Genomic DNA, 17,752 nt, shown 5'->3' on the forward strand with positions numbered 1-17,752 from the left:
AATCAGTTAGATATACGTAGCTGAAAATGGAAAAGAAAGCATGGGTGAGAAATGAAGATAAGTGGGGCACATAAGGCGATGAAGCGGGTGCTGATCTTTCTTGTTACTTTGGGAATTATTGTTCCGATCCTTTTTACAGCCGGGCAGATGGGGCTTTTTTCACCAGAGCCTACAGTAGAAATAGAGGCTGGTATTACAAGTGAATCAGCGCCGGTTTTGCGGATCGCAACAGATTATGATTTCTGTCCAAATTCCTATTACAATAAGGATGGGGAATTATCAGGTCTTTATGTTGAGATCATGATAGAGGTGGCAAACCGCTTGGGAATGCGTCCGGAGTTTAAAACGGCTGACTGGATGGGCTGCCGGAAAATGCTTACTGAGGACGAAGTAGATGTTTTGACGGGACTGGAAATATTTTCCAATATGGAAGGGACTTTAAGGACGATCCCTTTCTGTTCGGATGAACTGCGTGTATATGGCAGAAGCAGGATCGACAGTGCGGCTGCCCTTGCAGGTAAGAAGGTTGCGTTAATGGCGCGTTCTGTGATCGCAACCACCTATGATCTGCAGTGTGATTATCTGGAATACAGCACCAATACGGAAATATTGGAGGCAGTAGAGCAGGGAGAAGCAGATTTCGGGATCTGTCACGGTGCAGTTGCCACAAAGATCATTGAAAAAAATCATCTGCATCTGGTGCCAAGCCTTGTGATCACAAAGAGTTATCCGGCTTTAGCAGTTCATGATACACAGCCAAAACTGCAGCGCATGATCAATGAAGTGGTCCGGGATATGTCTGAAGACGGAACTATTGGAAGGCTGCAAAATAAATGGATCACGGAATTTGCCAGAAACAGGTCCTTAGAATATGTATTCCACCAAAATGAAGTATTTTATATTACATTTATACTGGGGATCATCATTGTACTGTGTATTACAGCCGGTTACTGGGAAGTAGATAGACGTCAGGAAAAATATATCCGCACCCTATTGGAATATCAGGAAAAACTGCAGCAGTCCAATGAAGAGACGAAACGGGCCAATCAGGCCAAAAGTGAGTTTCTCTCCCATATGTCCCACGATATCCGCACACCGATCAACGGGATCATGGGTATGGTGGAGATCATCAAGAAAAATCTGGATGATCCGGAGCGGATCAAAGACTGTCTGGAAAAGATCGATAAAGCATCGCATCATCTGCTGTCCCTGATCAATGATGTTTTGGATATGAGCAAGATCGGAAGCGGGAAGGTCCATCTGGAAGAAATACCGGTGGATCTGGATGAGGAGATGGAAAAGATCCATGCGATTGCAGATGTACAGGCGAAGAAGCAGGAAATAAGGTTTTCTATTGAGGATGAAGTTGTCCACAGACAGTTTCTTGGCAGTCCGGCCCATTTGAGAAGGATCCTTTTAAATTTGATCAGCAATGCCCTGCGTTATAATAAAAAAGGGGGAAAGATCTGTCTGGCCATCCGGGAAGTGGAATATGACGGATCCCATATCGGTCTGGAGTTTAAGGTTCAGGATACGGGAATTGGTATGAGCCGGGAATTTGTGGAAAAAAGCCTGTTTAAGCCATTTACACAGGAAGATGACCGTGTAAGGACCGAATATCGTGGAACCGGTCTTGGGATGTCCATTGTTTATGAACTGGTAAAGCAGATGAACGGTACGATCGATGTAAACAGCAAACCGGGGGAAGGTACAACATTTACAGTAAAGTTGGCATTTAAGACAGTGGACCCTGCATGGAAAAAGAAGGAAATACAGGAAGAAAACAGGAATATTACCGGGATGAACATACTGGCTGTAGAAGATAACCAGTTAAATATGGAGATCCTTCAGTTCCTGTTAGAAGAAGCCGGAGCGAAAGTAACGGCAGTATCAGACGGAAAACAGGCAGTAGAATATTTTGCGGATGCAGCATCAGGCACCTATGATGTGATCCTGATGGATATTATGATGCCAGTCATGGACGGTCTTGAAGCGTCAAAAAAGATCCGTGAACTGCCGGAGGGCAAGGGAAAAGACATTCCGATCATAGCGATGACGGCCAATGCATTTGTAGAAGATAAGGAAAAGACAAAAGAGGCGGGAATGAATGCCCATCTGACAAAGCCTGTAAACAGGGAAGAGATCATCCGGGTTCTGGCAGCATATTGGAAAAATAAAGGTTAACGAGTACATGAGAGAGTTTTGGAAGAAGACCATCCAGGTCCTGCTGTATGGAGGTCTGGAAAAAGAACAGTATAAGAGAATCTCTGCTGAGATCAACGAGGCGAACAGAAAAAGCATTGTGGTGCTGTCAACACACCAATAAGATCATATTTATGGGAGCCATCCTTTTATTTGGAATGTTGGCATTTGTAAATTTCAGGATCAGAAACAATCCGTTTCTGATCCATGTTTGCGCCTGTATGTTTATGGCATTTTATCTGGGGGTGGGTATCCTTGCAGCCATCGGAGAAGGAAGCATTCAGGAACGGACGGGCTCAGGAAATACAAAAATTAAATGAAGAACTGGCTGCCAGCCAGGAAAAACTTCAGGCTGCTTTAGTGGCTGCTGAAAAGGCCAGCCGGGCGAAAACCACATTTTTAAGTAATATGAGCCACGACATCCGGACTCCTATGAATGCCATTGTCGGACTTACCACTCTTCTGGAACATGAGATCCATGAGCCGGAAAAACTGCAGCTCCACATCCAGAAGATCCAAAATTCCAGTCAGCATCTGCTGGGACTTATCAATGACATTCTGGATATGAGCAAGATCGAATCCAGTGAGGTGAAATTAAATGAAGATCCCGTTGATCTGATGGAGCAGGTGGCACAGATAGACAGTATCATCTGTCCACAGGCAGAAGAACGGGGACAGGAGTTTAAGATCCATGTTCACGGGATCGATCATGGACATCTTCTGGGAGACTCTGTGCGCCTGCGCCAGATCTTTATCAATCTGCTGTCCAATGCTGTTAAATATACACCTGTTGGGGGAAGCGTTATCCTGGATCTGACAGAAGAGCCAAGCAGTATACCGGAACATGCCAATATATCCATTACAGTTACAGATACCGGATATGGAATGACGCCGGAGTTTATAAAAACGATCTTTGAACCTTTTACCAGAGCAGAAAATTCCACGACCAACAAAATACAGGGAACAGGACTGGGTATGGCCATCACGAAAAGTATCGTTGACCTGATGGGCGGCAGGATACAGGTGAAAAGCGAGTTAAATAAAGGAAGCTGTTTTGAAGTGGTACTTCCTTTTGCAATAGATCCCAATGGTTCACAGGAAAAAAATGGAAAATATCTGCATCAGGAAGGTGAAAAAGTTTCCGTATTAAAAGGAATGAAATTTCTTTGCGCAGAAGATAATGAACTGAATGCGGAGATCTTAGAAGCGATTTTGGAAATGTACCAGGCATCCTGCAAGATCTGCCCAGACGGTGAAAAACTGGTTGAAGCCTTTGAAACTTCTGCTTTCGGAGATTATGATGCTATTTTAATGGACGTACAGATGCCAAATATGAATGGCCTGGAAGCAACGAAAAGGATCCGTAATGGCAAAAATCCTCTGGGCAGGACCATTCCCATTATTGCTATAACAGCCAATGCATTCAATTCAGATGTACAGGAATGTTTAGATGCCGGTATGGATGCACATGTGTCCAAGCCGTTGGATATAGGAAAAATAATAAATAGTTTTAAATTCCCTATAAATTTATCTTTAAAAACTAGATATGAAATAGGTAAAAATGTGATAGAAGAGAAAATAATTGATCCTTCTGTAGAATATAAAATTCAAAAGGTGCAAGATGATGATAATGTATAAAATGTAAAATTTAAAAGTATTTCCATTATATTTGGAAAAATATGTTTAATTACATATTTAGAAAAACTAGTAGGAGTATTTGCCATTTCTGTAGATTTCAAAAATACAGAAAATATTTCTGATCGGTCCTTTTAGGCTGTTCCAGCATATGATAAATTATGAGGACAATGGAAGATATCCCCATAAATATTGCTGGAAAGAGAGGAAGAGGATATGGATTTTGGGATTGCAGGTGTGGCGGCGATCACGGTGATCTGCTATTTAGGCGGAATGGCGTGTAAGACGACGGAAAAAGTAAAGGATGAGGTGATACCGGTAGTCTGTGGCGTAACCGGCGGAATTCTGGGGGTTGCAGGCATGTATCTGATACCGGAGTTTCCGGCTGGTGATGTGATTAACGCAGCAGCTATTGGTATCGTTTCCGGGCTTGCTTCAACGGGAGTACACCAGGTGATCAAGCAGGTGGGGAAAAAATAAGGGAGGTACCGTGTATATGAGAGATATTGCATTGTGCCACCCGCGGATGCAGAAGATAGCAGCTCAGTGGATCACCGCCTGCAAGGCAGAAGGAATTAATGTTGCTATTTCTGAAACACTGCGTACTGCAGCAGAACAGGATGCTCTCTATGCCAAAGGCCGTACAAAACCGGGAAATATCGTAACTAATGCAAAAGGCAGTTCCTACCGGTCACAGCACCAGTGGGGGATTGCCTTTGATTTTTATCTGAAAATGGATGTGGATGGAGATGGGAAGATAGCAGATGACGCTTATAATGACAGTAAAGGTCATTTCAGGAAGGCTGCTGAAATTGGCAAGAAACTTGGTCTTGCCTGGGGCGGAGACTGGTCCAGCATTGTAGATAAGCCCCATTTGTATCTGCCTGACTGGGGAAGTACGCCCACTCCATTAATCAAACAGTACAAAACACCGGAAAAGTTTATGAAAACATGGATAATGGAACCAGTGAAAATGGGATGGCAGAAGGAGAATGGCGGCTGGAGATTTTATCTGAAAGATGGTTCGGAAAATTATGTTGTTAATGATTGGTATAAAGATGGCGATCTCTGGTACTGGTTTGATGGCAATGGAATAATGGTCCATAACGTGTGGTATCAGTATAAGGGACATTGGTATTATCTGGGAAGGGATGGCGCTATGGTGAAAGGACTGCAGACCATCAGCGGGAAATGGTATTATTTGGATGAAGACGGCCGGATGGCAACGGAACCGGTGGTGCTTACGCCGCAGAAGGATGGGGCGCTGCAGTATCCAAAGCTGACAGAATAGAACCATATGCAAGATGAAATGTAATACAAGTTAAATTGGAAAAAGAAAAAACCGCGTGTTTGCGCGGTTTTTTTAGTGGAGCTGAGGGGAATCGAACCCCTGTCCGAAAATCAATTCCCTGTTCTTCTACTATCATAGTTCCTTATTTGACATTCCCTCTACCGTCCGGGAAGAAACACTCTGACGGTTTTAGTAGCTTCATAATACGCCCGCATGCGCAAAGCTTTGCATGTGTCGTTTCCTACATAGTCGATGCCAGGGCCTTAAAGTGTAGGTGCCTTAAGTCTGACAGCTGCCATTAGGCAGCGTATGCTAATTCGTCGTTAGCGTTTATTTTTAATTTTGCCATTTAACCCATCGCATGGGGATAGCTTCACCAGCTGCATGACCCCCGTCGAAACCAGTACAACCCCTGAATGGAATACTCAGTTTTTGTTTATCTGGTAGGCCAACGAAGAAATGCTACTCTTAGTATCATATCATTTTCATTCTTTTATGTCAATACAGCAGAGGGGAGAATTGTCTGCATTTTGTGTAAGATAATGTGCCATTTATTTGTCAGGTATTTGTAATAAACAGGCAAATCATTATTAAGAGAAAAGAAAACAAAAATAATCTTAATCTGCTAGAATAGAATTATAAAAGAGGTCAGCAGATGTCCTCTAAAGGAGAAGAAAACAGTAAAAGGAGGAAACGTATTATGAAGAAAACTTATAGAAACATGGCGCTGGCGGCAGCTTGTGTTTTAACGGCAACAGGACTTTGGGGATGCAGCACCAGTGTGCAGATCCCGGATACTGTAAAGGTGCAGCAGGGAGATAGCAGTGACAACCGTATTACAGTAAGCGGTATGGAAGAAGTAAAGGCAGTGCCGGATATGGCCCAGATCCAGTATAGTGTATACACACAGGCAGCGACAGCCCAGGAATGCCAGGAAGAAAATGCGAAAAATGTAAATCAGACCCTGGAGACTTTAAAAGGTCTGGGAGTGGAAGAGAAGTCCATCCAGACATCGGATTATGGTTTGAGTCCTATTTACGATTGGAATTCCGGACGCCAGAAGATTACAGGTTATCAGATGAGTACCAGCATCACAGTTTCAGATATCCCGGTAGAAAACGCAGGAAAGATCATTACAGCTTCTGTAGCTTCCGGTGTCAATGAACTGGACAGTGTTCAGTATCTTTGCAGTGACTATGATGAAAAATATCAGGAAGCATTGAAAATGGCTGTAGAAATGGCAAAGAACAAGGCAGATGCCATGGCAGAGGCTGCAGGAATGACGGTTGTAAAGGCAGTAAATATATCGGAAGATGGTTATTATCCTCAGGCGAGATACAATACAGCAGGTGCTTCTGCCAAGCAGATGATGATGGAGGATGCTGCTGCAGATATGGGCGTTATGCCGGGAGAAGTGTCCATAGAAGCCCAGGTAAGCGTAACTTTTGAGATGGAATAGAATGAGTGCGTTAGCGCGTGTTTGTGAGTCAATAGATACACAAATTAAAAGAGGGATGTCACCCGGCTTAAAAAGCCGTCAGGTGACATCCCTCTTTTGAGGATAGAAAAGAGACCAGATTAATAATGAAACATTTTAAACATTCTGAACATCATTAATTGGCTTTTTTATCTCTTGGAAGTGTTACATTCAGGATAATAGCTACTAATGTAGCAATAACTACCGGAGATTTTCCGAAAATAGTTGTTACCCATGCAGGGAATGCGGAAAGGGACGCAGACGCCTGAGAAACACCCATACCAAGAGCTGCTGCAAGACCTACGATAGAGGTATTGCGGTAGTTCATATCTTCTGTCATAACCAGTTTCATACCGGTCATGGCGATGGATGCGAATACGGAAACGGTTGCACCGCCCAGTACTGCATATGGAATAGTTGTTAAAAGAGCAGAGAATTTAGGAAATACACCTGCAATAAAGATGATCACAGCTGCAAGACCAAGAGTTACTCTGTTTACAACTTTTGTAGTAGCAACGATACCAACGTTCTGGCTGTAAGTTGCAGTAGGAAGACATCCTAAACATGCGCCGACCATATTGGAAACGCCGTATCCAAGGATAGCACCCTGAAGCTCATTTGTAGTTGGTTCACGGTCTAAACCGCCGGAAGTAGTAGCGGAGAAGTCACCGATAGCCTGTACAGAGTTGATGACAAACAGCAGTCCTAAGGCGATACATGCAGATGGTTCAAAAGTAATGCCGAAATGCAGGACCTGAGGAAGCTGGAACACACCAGCCTGAGCTACGTTGGAGAAACTTACCATACCAAAGAAGCTGGAAAAGATATATCCGATGATCATACCAATCAGGATAGATGCCAGTTTTAAAAATCCTTTTGCAAAATGATTTAAACCAGTAACAACTACCAGAGTAAAGATAGCGACCAGCCAGTTCTGCCAGGAACCATAAGTAGCGCTTCCTGTACCTCCCGCCATATAGTTGATAGCAGTTGGGTAAAGGGAAAGGCCGATGGTGAAAACTACGGTACCGGCGATTAAAGGTGGGAAGAACTTACGGATCTTTTTGATCGTCAGTCCTACAAGGATAGCACAGACACCGCCTACGATTTGGGCGCCCAGGATAGCCGGGATGCCGCCTTGATCAGCAATGGCCTGCATACTTGGCACATAGGCGAAACTTACACCGATGATAACGGGAAGTCCGGCACCTAAGTGAAAACCTGTCTTCTTTCCGATTGGGAAGAGCTGCAGGAGAGTAGCAAGTGCAGACACAACTAAAGATGCCTGTATCAGCAGTACACGGTCTGCGGTTTCAAGACCGGCTGCACCGGAAATGATGATGGCAGGTGTAACGCAGCCTACGATCATTGCCACAACGTGCTGTAATGCCAGAGGAAATGCCTGGCTTAATTTCGGCACGCCGTCTAATTCAAATAAAGATCCTTCTTTACTGGTTGTATTCATATGCAATGCCCCCTTTATTTACGCTAAATGGATATGGGTACCGGTCTTGCCCTGGATACCGTCTTTTGCTTTCTCCAACAGCGTAATGAGCGCAGTGCGTCCTGGTTTTGATTCAGCAAATTTAACAGCAGCCTGAACTTTTGGAAGCATAGAGCCAGGAGCGAAATGTCCTTCTTTGATGTACTTTCTAGCTTCTTCGGTTTCAAGGTCATCCAGCCATTTTTCTTCCGGCTTTCCGAAGTTAATAGCAACTTTTTCAACAGCAGTGAGGATGATAAGGAAATCTGCATCCAGATTTTCAGCTAACAGCTCACTTGCAAAGTCTTTATCGATAACAGCGCTTGCGCCCTTTAAGTGGTTGCCCTGTCTTGTAACAGGAATACCGCCGCCGCCGCAGGCAATTACTAACTGACCGGAGTCAACTAAGGAACGGATCGCGCCGATCTCAACGATCTCAGCTGGCTTTGGAGAAGCAACAACACGACGGTAGCCTCTTCCGGAGTCTTCTTTCATGATATATCCGTACTTTTCTTCAGCAATCTTAGCCTGTTCTTCTGTCATGAAGTGACCGATTGGCTTGGATGGAGCGTCAAAAGCAGGATCATCTGCGTCTACACGTACCTGAGTGATCATGGTAGCAACCGGGATATCATAGATATTGCGGTTGTAAAGCTCTTCTCTTAAAGCATTCTGTAAGTCATAGCCGATATATGCCTGGCTCATTGCAACACAGACAGAAAGAGGAGTGTTAGGCTGGTTTGCATCTTCACGGCTTAATGCAGCCATAGCGTTGTTGATCATACCAACCTGCGGACCGTTTCCGTGAGCTACGATCACTTCGCAGCCTTCCTCGATCAGGTCTACGATAGCCTTAGCGGTGATCTTCACTGCCTTCATCTGCTCAGGAAGAGTATTTCCTAAAGCATTGCCGCCCAGAGCAATGACGATACGTTTTTTCTTCTTGTTTTCCATTGTTAATTACCCCTTTTTTCGATAAAAAGAGCCACCGGTAGCCCGAGTGCGTCTGACAGAAAGCCATTTACGACGCGCTCCGGTCCGGCAGCTCAGAAACACCTATCTTTTAACTAGATTTTATTTGAATACTCTTGGAGTTCCTTTTTCTTCCAGTTTCTTTAAGATCTCAGCAGGATCAGCAAACTTAGCCAGCATGATCATAGCTGCGATAACGTATGGCTTGTAGCTTGCTTCTTTGTACAGAGGATCACGGTAACGATCGAATACAGAAGCCTCAACCTCGCCGTCCTTGCAGCTTACGCCGTTGATATCAGCTGGTAAGCAGTGCAGGTACAGAGCCTTTCCGTCCTTGGTTGTCTTCATCAGCTCTTCTGTACAGCACCAGTCTTTGTGCTCTGCGTTCTGAGCTAACAGTTCTTTCTCAAGAGCCTTGATGCCATCGGTATCGCCTTCAGCATACAGGTTGGTTCTCTTTTCCATAGCTGCAAATGGAGCCCAGCTCTTTGGATAAACGATATCAGCATCCTTGAATGCGTCAGCCATGTCATGAGATACACGGAAGGAACCGCCGGACTTCTCAGCGTTCTTTCTGGCAACTTCTTCAACTTCTGGCATTACTTCGTAGCCTTCTGGATGAGCCAGAACAACTTCCATACCCATACGTGTCATCAGACCGATAACGCCCTGAGGAACGGATAATGGCTTGCCGTAAGATGGAGAGTAAGCCCATGTCATAGCCAGCTTTTTGCCCTTTAAGTTCTCTACGCCGCCGAATTCATGGATGATGTGCAACATATCAGCCATACACTGGGTAGGATGGTCGATATCACACTGTAAGTTTACTAAGGTTGGCTTCTGCTCCAGGATACCATCTTTGTAACCCTGGGTTACAGAATCAACAACCTCATGCATGTAAGCGTTGCCCTTGCCGATGTACATATCATCGCGGATACCGATAACGTCAGCCATGAAAGAGATCATGTTAGCTGTTTCACGTACAGTCTCGCCATGGGCAACCTGAGACTTGCCTTCGTCCAGATCCTGAACTTCCAGACCAAGCAGATTACATGCAGAAGCAAAAGAGAAACGGGTACGGGTAGAATTATCGCGGAATAAGGAAATACCCAGACCGCTCTCAAATACTTTTGTAGAAATATTGTTCTCTCTCATGTAACGGAGAGCATCAGCAACAGTCCAGACAGCTTCCAGCTCGTCGTCTGTCTTCTCCCAGGTCAGGAAGAAATCGCCTTCGTACATTTCTTTGAAGTTTAATGCTTTCAGCTTGTCAATGTAATCCTGTAATGTTTTCATGATTCAATTCTCCTTTTATATGTAGGTTTATGGAATTTAAAGAATTTCTTGATGGAAGCGCAGCCCCGAAGGGCCACGCAGACTGGCTAAAATAATTGATTACTTGCAGTAAACAGTTGGAAGAGCTGCATATACAGCTGCACAGGTTACCAGATCCTGTTTCCAGGTCTTCTCGTTCGGAGCATGAGCCTGAGCCTCAGCGCCTGGTCCAAAGCCGATGCAAGGGATTCCGTTACGTCCCATGATGGATACGCCGTTGGTAGAGAAGGTCCACTTGTCAGTCAGAGGACGAGCGGTTCTCATAGCCAGAGTTTCCTCAGCACCGATACGCTCTTCACCGTACAGGTTGTGGTAAGCTTCTTCCAGAGCCTTGGTTACATCATGATCCTTCGGGATTACCCATGTTGGGAAGTAGCACTCGATTGGATATACCAGATCAGTGTAGGAAGGACGATTGTATTCGTACATGGAAACCTTAACGTCATCGCCGTACTTCTTAACAGCCGGAAGGGCACGGATCTCGTCTAAGCAGCTTTCCCATGTTTCTCCGGCGGTCATACGACGGTCAAGAGATACTGCACAGGAGTCAGCAACTGCACAACGGCTTGGGGAGGTGAAGAAGATCTCGGATACAGTTACAGTACCACGTCCAAGGAAGTTAGCCTCTTCCCATTCTGGATTGTATTTCTTGTCTAACATCTTAACAAGGCCCTTAACTTCCTTGTCATCAGCTGCGTCGTTCTCGTTCAGAGCACGAACGTCCTGAAGGATGTCAGCCATCTTGTAGATAGCGTTGTCACCACGCTCTGGAGCGGAACCATGGCAGGAAACGCCCTTAACGTCGATACGGATTTCCATACGTCCTCTCTGTCCACGGTAGATACCACCATCAGTTGGCTCTGTGGAAACTACGAATTCAGGACGAACTTTGTCTTCGTTGATGATATACTGCCAGCACAGACCGTCACAGTCTTCTTCCTGAACAGTACCGGTTACTAATACAGTGTACTTGTCAGACAGCATGCCTAAGTCTTTCATGATCTTAGCGCCGTAAACAGCAGATACGATACCGCCACACTGGTCAGATACGCCACGGCCGCCGATCTCGGTCTCGTTCTCATATCCCTCGTATGGATCGAAGTTCCAGTTATTTCTATTACCAATACCTACAGTATCGATATGAGCATCAAATGCGATCAGGGTTTTTCCGGTTCCCATATAGCCAAGTACGTTGCCCATTGGGTCGATCTCAACTTTGGTGAAGTCTAACTTTCTCATTTCTTCTGCGATGCGGGTGATGTGAGCCTTCTCGTCACAGCTCTCACCTGGGTTCTTAACGATCTCACGTAAGAACTTAGTCATATCTTTCTGATAATTCTGAGCTGCTTCTTTGATTTTTGCGTAATCCAGATTCATTTTAAATATCCTCCTCTTGTTTTGCAATTACTTTTGATGGTTAATAGTTATTTGTCAAGGCCTTTCCATACAATGTTCTTGTAGCGATCAGGATCGGTATCGCCCTCTGTAGAGAAGAGCAGTACTTTGGAGTTTTCATCCAGGCCAATGTCATTTCTTAAATCTTTGTATTCGTCCATGGTCATCATAGCTGCTAATGCACCGAATGGAGCAGCACCGGACTCACCGGAGGTGATCGGAGCATCGCCCTTAACAGGAGCAGCTAACATACGCATACCATTTGCAGCAACCCAGTCAGGAGCAGCAATGAATACTTTTACATGGTTCTTTAAGATGTCCCAGGAAATGGTGTTCGGTTCACCACATGCAAGACCTGCCATGATGGTCTGCATATCGCCGTCTACAATGCGGATGTCTCCATCACCGGCAGCAGCACCCTTGTAAAGACATGCAGCAGCTTCAGCCTCAACAACTACGAATGTAGGTAAGTTGTCAGCATACAGATTGGAGAAGTAACCAACAACTGCACCAGCTAAGGAACCAACGCCTGCCTGTACGAAGATGTGGGTAGGACGCTCACATCCCTGAGCTTTTAACTGTTCACCAGCTTCCATTGCCATGGTGCCGTATCCCTGCATGATCCATGCCGGGATCTCTTCGTAGCCGTCCCAGGCAGTATCCTGTACGATAACACCTCTTGGAGTTTCATCCGCTTCCTTAGCAGCCAGACGAACACAGTCATCATAGTTTAATTCCTGGATGTCTACCTGAGCGCCTTCTTTTGCGATATTCTGAAGACGGGTCTGAGTAGTTCCCTTAGGCATATGAACAACTGCCTTCTGTCCAAGACGGTTAGCAGCCCATGCAACACCACGGCCGTGGTTGCCGTCTGTTGCTGTAAAGAAAGTAGCCTGTCCGAATTCTTTTCTTAACTGTTCGGAAGTAAGTACGGAATAGGGAAGTTCAGAAACATCCTTTCCGGTTTTTTTGCGATGTAACGAGCCATTGCAAAAGATCCGCCCAGTACCTTAAATGCGTTCAGACCAAAACGGTAAGACTCATCCTTTACATATACTTCCTTAACTCCTAAATAGGAAGCCATGTGAGGCAGCTTGGTTAATGGTGTTTCGCTGTACTGAGGAAAGCTCTCGTGGAAAGTACGTGCCTTTTTGATCTCCTCAAGTCCCATAATTGGAAGGTTTTTGTCATCTGTTTTAGGCATCTTGTTTACTGCCCACAGAATCTTCTGATCCATTTTATATTGTATCAATTTAATTTCTTTCCGGCTAGTCCAAAATAGGATTGATTGCAAAAGAAGAGTGAAAATGTCTCCAAAAAACATCTGAAAAATAAATTTGAAAAAAATTAAAAAAATTTCAAAAAAACTATTGCCAAACTGAAAAACCTATGGTATATTATAACACGTGCTGCGGGAGTGCTGGAATTGGCAGACAGGCAAGACTAAGGATCTTGTGGTTGCATGATCGTGTGGGTTCAAGTCCCATCTCCCGCACTGGTACTAAAAAGTACCGTGCTTAACTAAATAAGCAAATGCAGAAGTGGCGGAATTGGCAGACGCGCACGGTTCAGGTCCGTGTGGTAGTAATACCTTGAGGGTTCGACTCCCTTCTTCTGCAGGATTTAAACAGGAACTTGGAAACAGGTTCCTGTTTTTCTTTTGCAAAAATGATGAGTGCAATCTTGTGTTGGCTTTCGGCACGGGGATTGGAAAGAGGAATGAAAAATGGATTTTTACAAACGTCTGGGGATCGTATGCCGGGCAGTGCCGGAGGGAAAAGTCATTACCTATGGTCAGGCAGCTCTTTTGTGCGGTTATCCAAAGAATGCCAGACAGGTGGGTTATGGGTTAAAAAAAGAGCTGGCAGGAGATGTGCCAGCTTATAAGGTAGTAAACAGCCAGGGAGTTCTTTCCGGTGCCGCTTCTTTTGAGCATCCGGGTCTTCAGCGGATACTCCTGGAAGAAGAAGGGATAGAAGTCTCTATGGACAACAAAGTAGATCTAAAGAAATATGGATGGAAAAATTCCCTGGAAGATGCAGAATTTTTCCGGGAAACATTTCGCAGGAAGGGGATCTAGTTATTTAAAATTCTTCTTCCTCCTGGGCCGGTATACGTACCGTCACCTCTGTGCCCTGTCCGGGAACACTGGTGAAAGACAGGCCGTATCCGCTGCCGTACAGGCTTTTAAGACGCAGGTTGGTATTGGATACGCCTACATGGCGGGAAGAGGAGCCTACGGCTGCCTGGGTGCGTTCATCTAAAAGAGAGTCCAGCTTTTCCGGAGGAATACCGGCCCCATCATCCGAAATTACAAAAACAATATCATTTTCTTCGCGCCAGCCTGTAAGAAGGATGGTGCCTTTTTTTTCTTCTTTCATCATAATGCCATGAAGGAGGGCGTTTTCCACGATCGGCTGAAAGGTAAGCCGCGGGATGGAAAAATGGTCAAGCTCCGGCGGAACGTCCGCAATAAATTCCGCACAGTTGTTGTAGCGCATGTTCTGAAGCTGCATATAAAGGGAAACATGGGTCACTTCGTCCTGGACGGTGCTGATCAGGTCTTTGCTTCCTAAAGTCAGGCGGTAGAAACGGGTAAGAGCCTGGACGGCTTCCGTTACTTTTTCGCTTTGCCCGGACTGGGACAGCCAGTTGATCATATCCAGGGTGTTATAGAGAAAATGGGGATTGATCTGTGCCTGGAGGGCGCGAAATTCCGCGATTCGCAGTTCGGTGGCTGCTTTTTCTTCATAATCCATCAATTGATTGATCTCCGCAGTCATATAATTATAGGTTCCTGAAAGAACACCGATCTCGTCATTTCCCGCAGCTGTCAGTTCTAAAGGCTCCGGCCGTCCTTTTCGTATGGTCTCCATCTGCAGGGCTACGCCAATAATACGGTCTGCAATAGACTCAGACAGTTTATAGGCGATAAAAAGGGCAAACAGGGCGATCATACCATAGGTAAAGGCAAAGTTAAGGACAACGGAGTGACCGATCCCTGCAATCTGGTCCCTGGGGATCAGGGAAACCATGTACCAGTCTGTATTTTTTAAAGAGAAACAGGCTGTATAGGCAGAAAAATCCTCGTAGTTCACTAACTGAAACTGTCCGCTGGCATCCGGGTCTGACTCAAAAGCGGTAATTGCAAAGTTACCTGAAAAAAGAGAAATGTCGGAAGCGGCTACCAGGTCCAGATCATCATTGATCAGAAAAGAAAATTCCCCTTTAAGGGAAGAGTCTTTTTTCAGGATCTCTTCAAAGGCATCTTCGGAAAAATAGATGGCTGCATAGGCAGCGATCTTTGGGACATCTTCTTCGTTGGAACGGTAAAAAATAGGCTTGATATAGGCTAAAGGACCATTTTCATCTGCCTCTTTTTCAGACAGGGCACTTTTTGGAAAAAAGAACTTTGACCAGCCTTCTGCATTAAAGTATTCTAGCCAGGGACTGGAAACTTCGGAAAGAGGGACAAACAGTCTTTGGGCATTGGTATTAAACTGCTCCAGGCGGTGATAGGTATGGTCATCATAATAAAACCGGACAGACTCAATGAGAGAATGATCGGTAAGTGTATCTGTTAAACGCATCAGGTTGCTGATCTTGCTTCTGGATGGGATCAGCCCCTGGGCCTGGGCATTGGAAATATCAAACATATCCCGGATCACATAGGAAGAAGTCAGGGTATCAGAAGCATGGGTCACATGGGAAACAAGGTTTTCAACAGAAAGTACGGACTGGGAACTGAGGGCCTGTTCGGAGCGGATGGTATCATCCATAACGATCCGGAAGATATTTAAGAAAAGAAAACAGATCAGAACAGCCGTAGGAATAAGAAAAAGGATGGTATGGGATACCACCAGCTTTTTCTTTAAACGCATGTCATAGATATAATAATGAAGGATACGGTTAAAAAAATTCATCGAAGCATTTTCTCCCTGTATTCAGATGGTGAGAGCCCTACGATCTTGCGGAAGGCCTTGCTGTAATAATTTCCGTCGCTGTAGCCTACTTTTGCGGAAATGTCTGTGATCTTATAAAGGGGATCACTTAAAAACTGTTTGGACATTTTTATGCGGTAATCTGTAAGATACTGGTTTAAGGTCTGACCGGTTTCATTTTTAAACAGGGTACACACATAGGTAGGAGACAGGCGTACATGTTCGCTGATATCCGGAACAGAAAGAGATGGAACCGCATAATTCTGATGGAGATATTCTTTGATCTGGAATACAACAGGGTTTTCATCTTTATTGGAAGCCAGACGGCTGAAATACAGTTTTATTTTTTCACAGAAGAACTGGTGGAGGGTCTTTAAAGCAGCACAGTCCATGATCCCTTCCCAGATGGACTCTGACTCCAGGCCTTCTCTCTGCCACAGGGAAATGTGGTTGGACATGCTGATCTCGTCTAACTTAACCAGATATTTAAAATACAGATCACGGACCTGGCTGGAAGAGATATTCTGGCTGCTGCATACAGACTGATAGAAGCGGTCAGCGGCTGCAAGTGCGTCTTCTTCATTATTATTGGTAAGAGCTACGGTCAGATCCATCATAATATCAATCAGGGGATGACGGTTGTTTTCGCTTTCTGCTTCCATTAAAAGGGTATTTGGTTCATGGAAAAAACTGCGTTTTAAAAGCTCTCTTGCTGTTTCAAAGGAAAAAGAAGCCCGCTTAAATCCCAGAACAACCGGTCCCATGGACAGGAAGAAAGAGGAAAGTTCTTTAAAATGCTCCATAAGATTGTTGGCACAGTCAATTAAAACCGGTTTTTCCGGTTTTTCACTGCTGTAGATAAAGCAGATGATAAAACGGTCTGTTTTAATGAAATCAAGGGCATGGAAGCCTTTTTCTGCCAGATAAGCCCAGAACCTGCGCCGGATCTCTGTAAGCAGGTCAGAGGAAAGTTCCGATATTGGCGTCAGGCATTCCAGGATCAGGGCAGTAAAATATGAATTTTCCCCTACAGGAGGCTTTAATTGTGCGCCGATCACAGGAGCCTGTTCTTCCGGATCTGTTTCTGTTAAAAGCTGTGCCAGCTGGGAACGCAGGTTGTCTTCATGCATCCACCGGGCGTTCAGTGAGGTGTACATGGAGCGGTACTGGTGGATGCCCTCGGCTAAGGCTTCTGTCAGCTCATTCATATCAAGAGGCTTATCCACATAGCTGACAGCCTTTAATTTAATAGCAGCTTTCAGATATTCCTTATCTGAGTAGGCGCTCATAAACAGGATAATGGCATTGGGAAGGGCTTTCAGGATTTCTTCTGCCATCTCCACACCGCTCATACGGGGCATGCGCACGTCAGTTAAGATAAGATCCGGTTTTTCTTTCAGGGCGATCTCAAGGCCGTGGACGCCGTCATCTGCCATAAAAGTGTGGTGAATCCCCAGTTTTTCCAAAGGAAGACTTTTAAGAATACCTTCACGGGTCAGTTTTTCGTCATCAACGATCAATAATTTCATAGAATATATTGCTCCCCTTAATAAAATCAAAAAATATTACTGTATATGATAGGATTTTACCATGGAATTAAAAAAAAAGGAATGTTATCATAAAAATGTCCAAAAGATAACCCGCACAGCCGGGACCTGGCTTATTGTAAGCCACATCCCCAACGGGTGCCGGTTGTGATTATTTTTTATATACGATCAGGAGGAACTGAAAATGCAGAAGATAGAGTTAAAGTTTGACCAGCCAGAAGAGATCATTGATTTTGTACGTATTATGAACCGTTATGAGTGCGATGCAGATGTAAAATACGGCAGCATGGTAGTGGATGCAAAGTCCATCGTAGGTGTATTATCCCTGGCACGTTCCAAAACTGTAGAAGTGATCCTTCATACAGATGAATGTCAGAACCTCTTAGATGAGATCGCACAGTTTGCAGCATAATACAAAAATATTGTTAATCTTCCCCTGGAAAGCATCGGTAAAGTACCGGTGCTTTTTTATGT

At 44.8% G+C, this 17,752-nt stretch carries 14 protein-coding genes, 2 tRNA genes, 1 other RNA gene and 1 pseudogene; 10 read left to right on the plus strand and 8 right to left on the minus strand.

Annotated features, from left to right (window positions below):
- The first annotated feature begins 51 nt into the window (after positions 1 to 51).
- From DW251_RS10085 to DW251_RS10100, 5 genes are all read left to right on the plus strand, one after another.
- Complete coding sequence (locus tag DW251_RS10085; RefSeq protein ID WP_118300960.1) at positions 52 to 2,184, plus strand: transporter substrate-binding domain-containing protein; 2,133 nt, start codon at positions 52 to 54, stop codon at positions 2,182 to 2,184.
- A 7-nt stretch (positions 2,185 to 2,191) separates the two neighbouring features.
- Positions 2,192 to 2,326 (plus strand): hypothetical protein, encoded by a 135-nt coding sequence (locus tag DW251_RS18495; protein WP_279217530.1) that lies wholly within the window; start codon positions 2,192 to 2,194, stop codon positions 2,324 to 2,326.
- A gap of 131 nt (positions 2,327 to 2,457) precedes the next feature.
- The gene (locus tag DW251_RS10090; RefSeq protein WP_182433605.1) at positions 2,458 to 3,840 is read left to right on the plus strand and encodes an ATP-binding protein; all 1,383 of its coding nucleotides are present in this window, start codon (positions 2,458 to 2,460) and stop codon (positions 3,838 to 3,840) included.
- 213 nt (positions 3,841 to 4,053) lie between these two features.
- Entirely contained in the window at positions 4,054 to 4,317 is a 264-nt protein-coding gene (locus tag DW251_RS10095; RefSeq protein WP_021869095.1) for a phage holin family protein, read from the plus strand.
- A gap of 16 nt (positions 4,318 to 4,333) precedes the next feature.
- Positions 4,334 to 5,128, plus strand: a complete 795-nt coding sequence (locus DW251_RS10100; RefSeq protein WP_021869094.1) for a M15 family metallopeptidase — start codon at positions 4,334 to 4,336, stop codon at positions 5,126 to 5,128.
- Positions 5,129 to 5,201: 73 nt separating this feature from the next.
- On the opposite strand, the gene ssrA is transcribed toward DW251_RS10100, so the two are convergent.
- Positions 5,202 to 5,541: a transfer-messenger RNA gene (gene ssrA / locus DW251_RS10105) on the minus strand.
- 287 nt (positions 5,542 to 5,828) lie between these two features.
- Between ssrA and DW251_RS10110 the strand changes: the two genes are divergently transcribed.
- Positions 5,829 to 6,587, plus strand: a complete 759-nt coding sequence (locus DW251_RS10110; protein WP_021869093.1) for an SIMPL domain-containing protein — start codon at positions 5,829 to 5,831, stop codon at positions 6,585 to 6,587.
- 154 nt (positions 6,588 to 6,741) lie between these two features.
- On the opposite strand, the gene DW251_RS10115 is transcribed toward DW251_RS10110, so the two are convergent.
- The 5 genes and pseudogenes from DW251_RS10115 to dpaL form a co-directional block, all read right to left on the minus strand.
- Positions 6,742 to 8,070: a nucleobase:cation symporter-2 family protein gene (locus tag DW251_RS10115; protein WP_021869092.1), complete on the minus strand. Its 1,329-nt coding sequence runs from the start codon at positions 8,068 to 8,070 to the stop codon at positions 6,742 to 6,744.
- An 18-nt stretch (positions 8,071 to 8,088) separates the two neighbouring features.
- Positions 8,089 to 9,042 carry a carbamate kinase gene (gene arcC, locus DW251_RS10120; protein ID WP_021869091.1) on the minus strand — a complete coding sequence of 318 codons (954 nt, stop codon included), beginning with the start codon at positions 9,040 to 9,042 and terminating at the stop codon, positions 8,089 to 8,091.
- A gap of 120 nt (positions 9,043 to 9,162) precedes the next feature.
- Positions 9,163 to 10,356 carry a knotted carbamoyltransferase YgeW gene (ygeW, locus tag DW251_RS10125; protein WP_021869090.1) on the minus strand — a complete coding sequence of 398 codons (1,194 nt, stop codon included), beginning with the start codon at positions 10,354 to 10,356 and terminating at the stop codon, positions 9,163 to 9,165.
- Between the two features lie 99 nt (positions 10,357 to 10,455).
- Positions 10,456 to 11,766, minus strand: coding sequence for a YgeY family selenium metabolism-linked hydrolase (locus DW251_RS10130; protein WP_347474650.1), 1,311 nt, complete (start codon positions 11,764 to 11,766; stop codon positions 10,456 to 10,458).
- Between the two features lie 53 nt (positions 11,767 to 11,819).
- Positions 11,820 to 13,027: pseudogene (gene dpaL / locus DW251_RS10135) on the minus strand (diaminopropionate ammonia-lyase).
- Positions 13,028 to 13,201: 174 nt separating this feature from the next.
- Here dpaL and DW251_RS10140 point away from each other — a divergent pair.
- The 3 genes from DW251_RS10140 to DW251_RS10150 all read left to right on the plus strand — a co-directional run bounded on the left by DW251_RS10140 (position 13,202) and on the right by DW251_RS10150 (position 13,870).
- Positions 13,202 to 13,285: transfer RNA gene (locus DW251_RS10140), tRNA-Leu, on the plus strand.
- 40 nt (positions 13,286 to 13,325) lie between these two features.
- Positions 13,326 to 13,409 (plus strand) — tRNA-Leu (locus tag DW251_RS10145).
- A 107-nt stretch (positions 13,410 to 13,516) separates the two neighbouring features.
- Positions 13,517 to 13,870 carry an MGMT family protein gene (locus DW251_RS10150; protein ID WP_021869070.1) on the plus strand — a complete coding sequence of 118 codons (354 nt, stop codon included), beginning with the start codon at positions 13,517 to 13,519 and terminating at the stop codon, positions 13,868 to 13,870.
- A gap of 4 nt (positions 13,871 to 13,874) precedes the next feature.
- On the opposite strand, the gene DW251_RS10155 is transcribed toward DW251_RS10150, so the two are convergent.
- Together DW251_RS10155 and DW251_RS10160 are read right to left on the minus strand one after the other, a co-directional pair.
- A complete protein-coding gene (locus DW251_RS10155; RefSeq protein WP_118300963.1) occupies positions 13,875 to 15,713 on the minus strand; it encodes a histidine kinase in 1,839 nt (612 codons plus the stop codon).
- Positions 15,710 to 17,260, minus strand: coding sequence for a response regulator (locus tag DW251_RS10160; RefSeq protein ID WP_118300965.1), 1,551 nt, complete (start codon positions 17,258 to 17,260; stop codon positions 15,710 to 15,712). The genes DW251_RS10155 and DW251_RS10160 overlap by 4 nt, the downstream gene beginning before the upstream one ends.
- Before the next feature lie 202 nt (positions 17,261 to 17,462).
- Between DW251_RS10160 and DW251_RS10165 the strand changes: the two genes are divergently transcribed.
- The gene (locus tag DW251_RS10165) at positions 17,463 to 17,690 is read left to right on the plus strand and encodes an HPr family phosphocarrier protein (protein WP_021869073.1); all 228 of its coding nucleotides are present in this window, start codon (positions 17,463 to 17,465) and stop codon (positions 17,688 to 17,690) included.
- Positions 17,691 to 17,752 lie beyond the last annotated feature (62 nt).

It is taken from the genome of Clostridium sp. AM22-11AC (assembly GCF_003473545.1).
Taxonomy (GTDB): Bacteria; Bacillota; Clostridia; order Lachnospirales; family Lachnospiraceae; genus Enterocloster.

Bases quoted from the DNA above. Each gene is read 5' to 3' on its own strand.
- DW251_RS10085 (WP_118300960.1), top strand. From the start codon at position 52: ATGAAGATAAGTGGGGCACATAAGGCGATGAAGCGGGTGCTGATCTTT.
- DW251_RS18495 (WP_279217530.1), top strand. From the start codon at position 2,192: ATGAGAGAGTTTTGGAAGAAGACCATCCAGGTCCTGCTGTATGGAGGT.
- DW251_RS10095 (WP_021869095.1), top strand. From the start codon at position 4,054: ATGGATTTTGGGATTGCAGGTGTGGCGGCGATCACGGTGATCTGCTAT.
- DW251_RS10100 (WP_021869094.1), top strand. From the start codon at position 4,334: ATGAGAGATATTGCATTGTGCCACCCGCGGATGCAGAAGATAGCAGCT.
- DW251_RS10110 (WP_021869093.1), top strand. From the start codon at position 5,829: ATGAAGAAAACTTATAGAAACATGGCGCTGGCGGCAGCTTGTGTTTTA.
- DW251_RS10115 (WP_021869092.1), bottom strand. From the start codon at position 8,070: ATGAATACAACCAGTAAAGAAGGATCTTTATTTGAATTAGACGGCGTG.
- arcC (WP_021869091.1), bottom strand. From the start codon at position 9,042: ATGGAAAACAAGAAGAAAAAACGTATCGTCATTGCTCTGGGCGGCAAT.
- ygeW (WP_021869090.1), bottom strand. From the start codon at position 10,356: ATGAAAACATTACAGGATTACATTGACAAGCTGAAAGCATTAAACTTC.
- DW251_RS10150 (WP_021869070.1), top strand. From the start codon at position 13,517: ATGGATTTTTACAAACGTCTGGGGATCGTATGCCGGGCAGTGCCGGAG.
- DW251_RS10155 (WP_118300963.1), bottom strand. From the start codon at position 15,713: ATGAATTTTTTTAACCGTATCCTTCATTATTATATCTATGACATGCGT.
- DW251_RS10160 (WP_118300965.1), bottom strand. From the start codon at position 17,260: ATGAAATTATTGATCGTTGATGACGAAAAACTGACCCGTGAAGGTATT.
- DW251_RS10165 (WP_021869073.1), top strand. From the start codon at position 17,463: ATGCAGAAGATAGAGTTAAAGTTTGACCAGCCAGAAGAGATCATTGAT.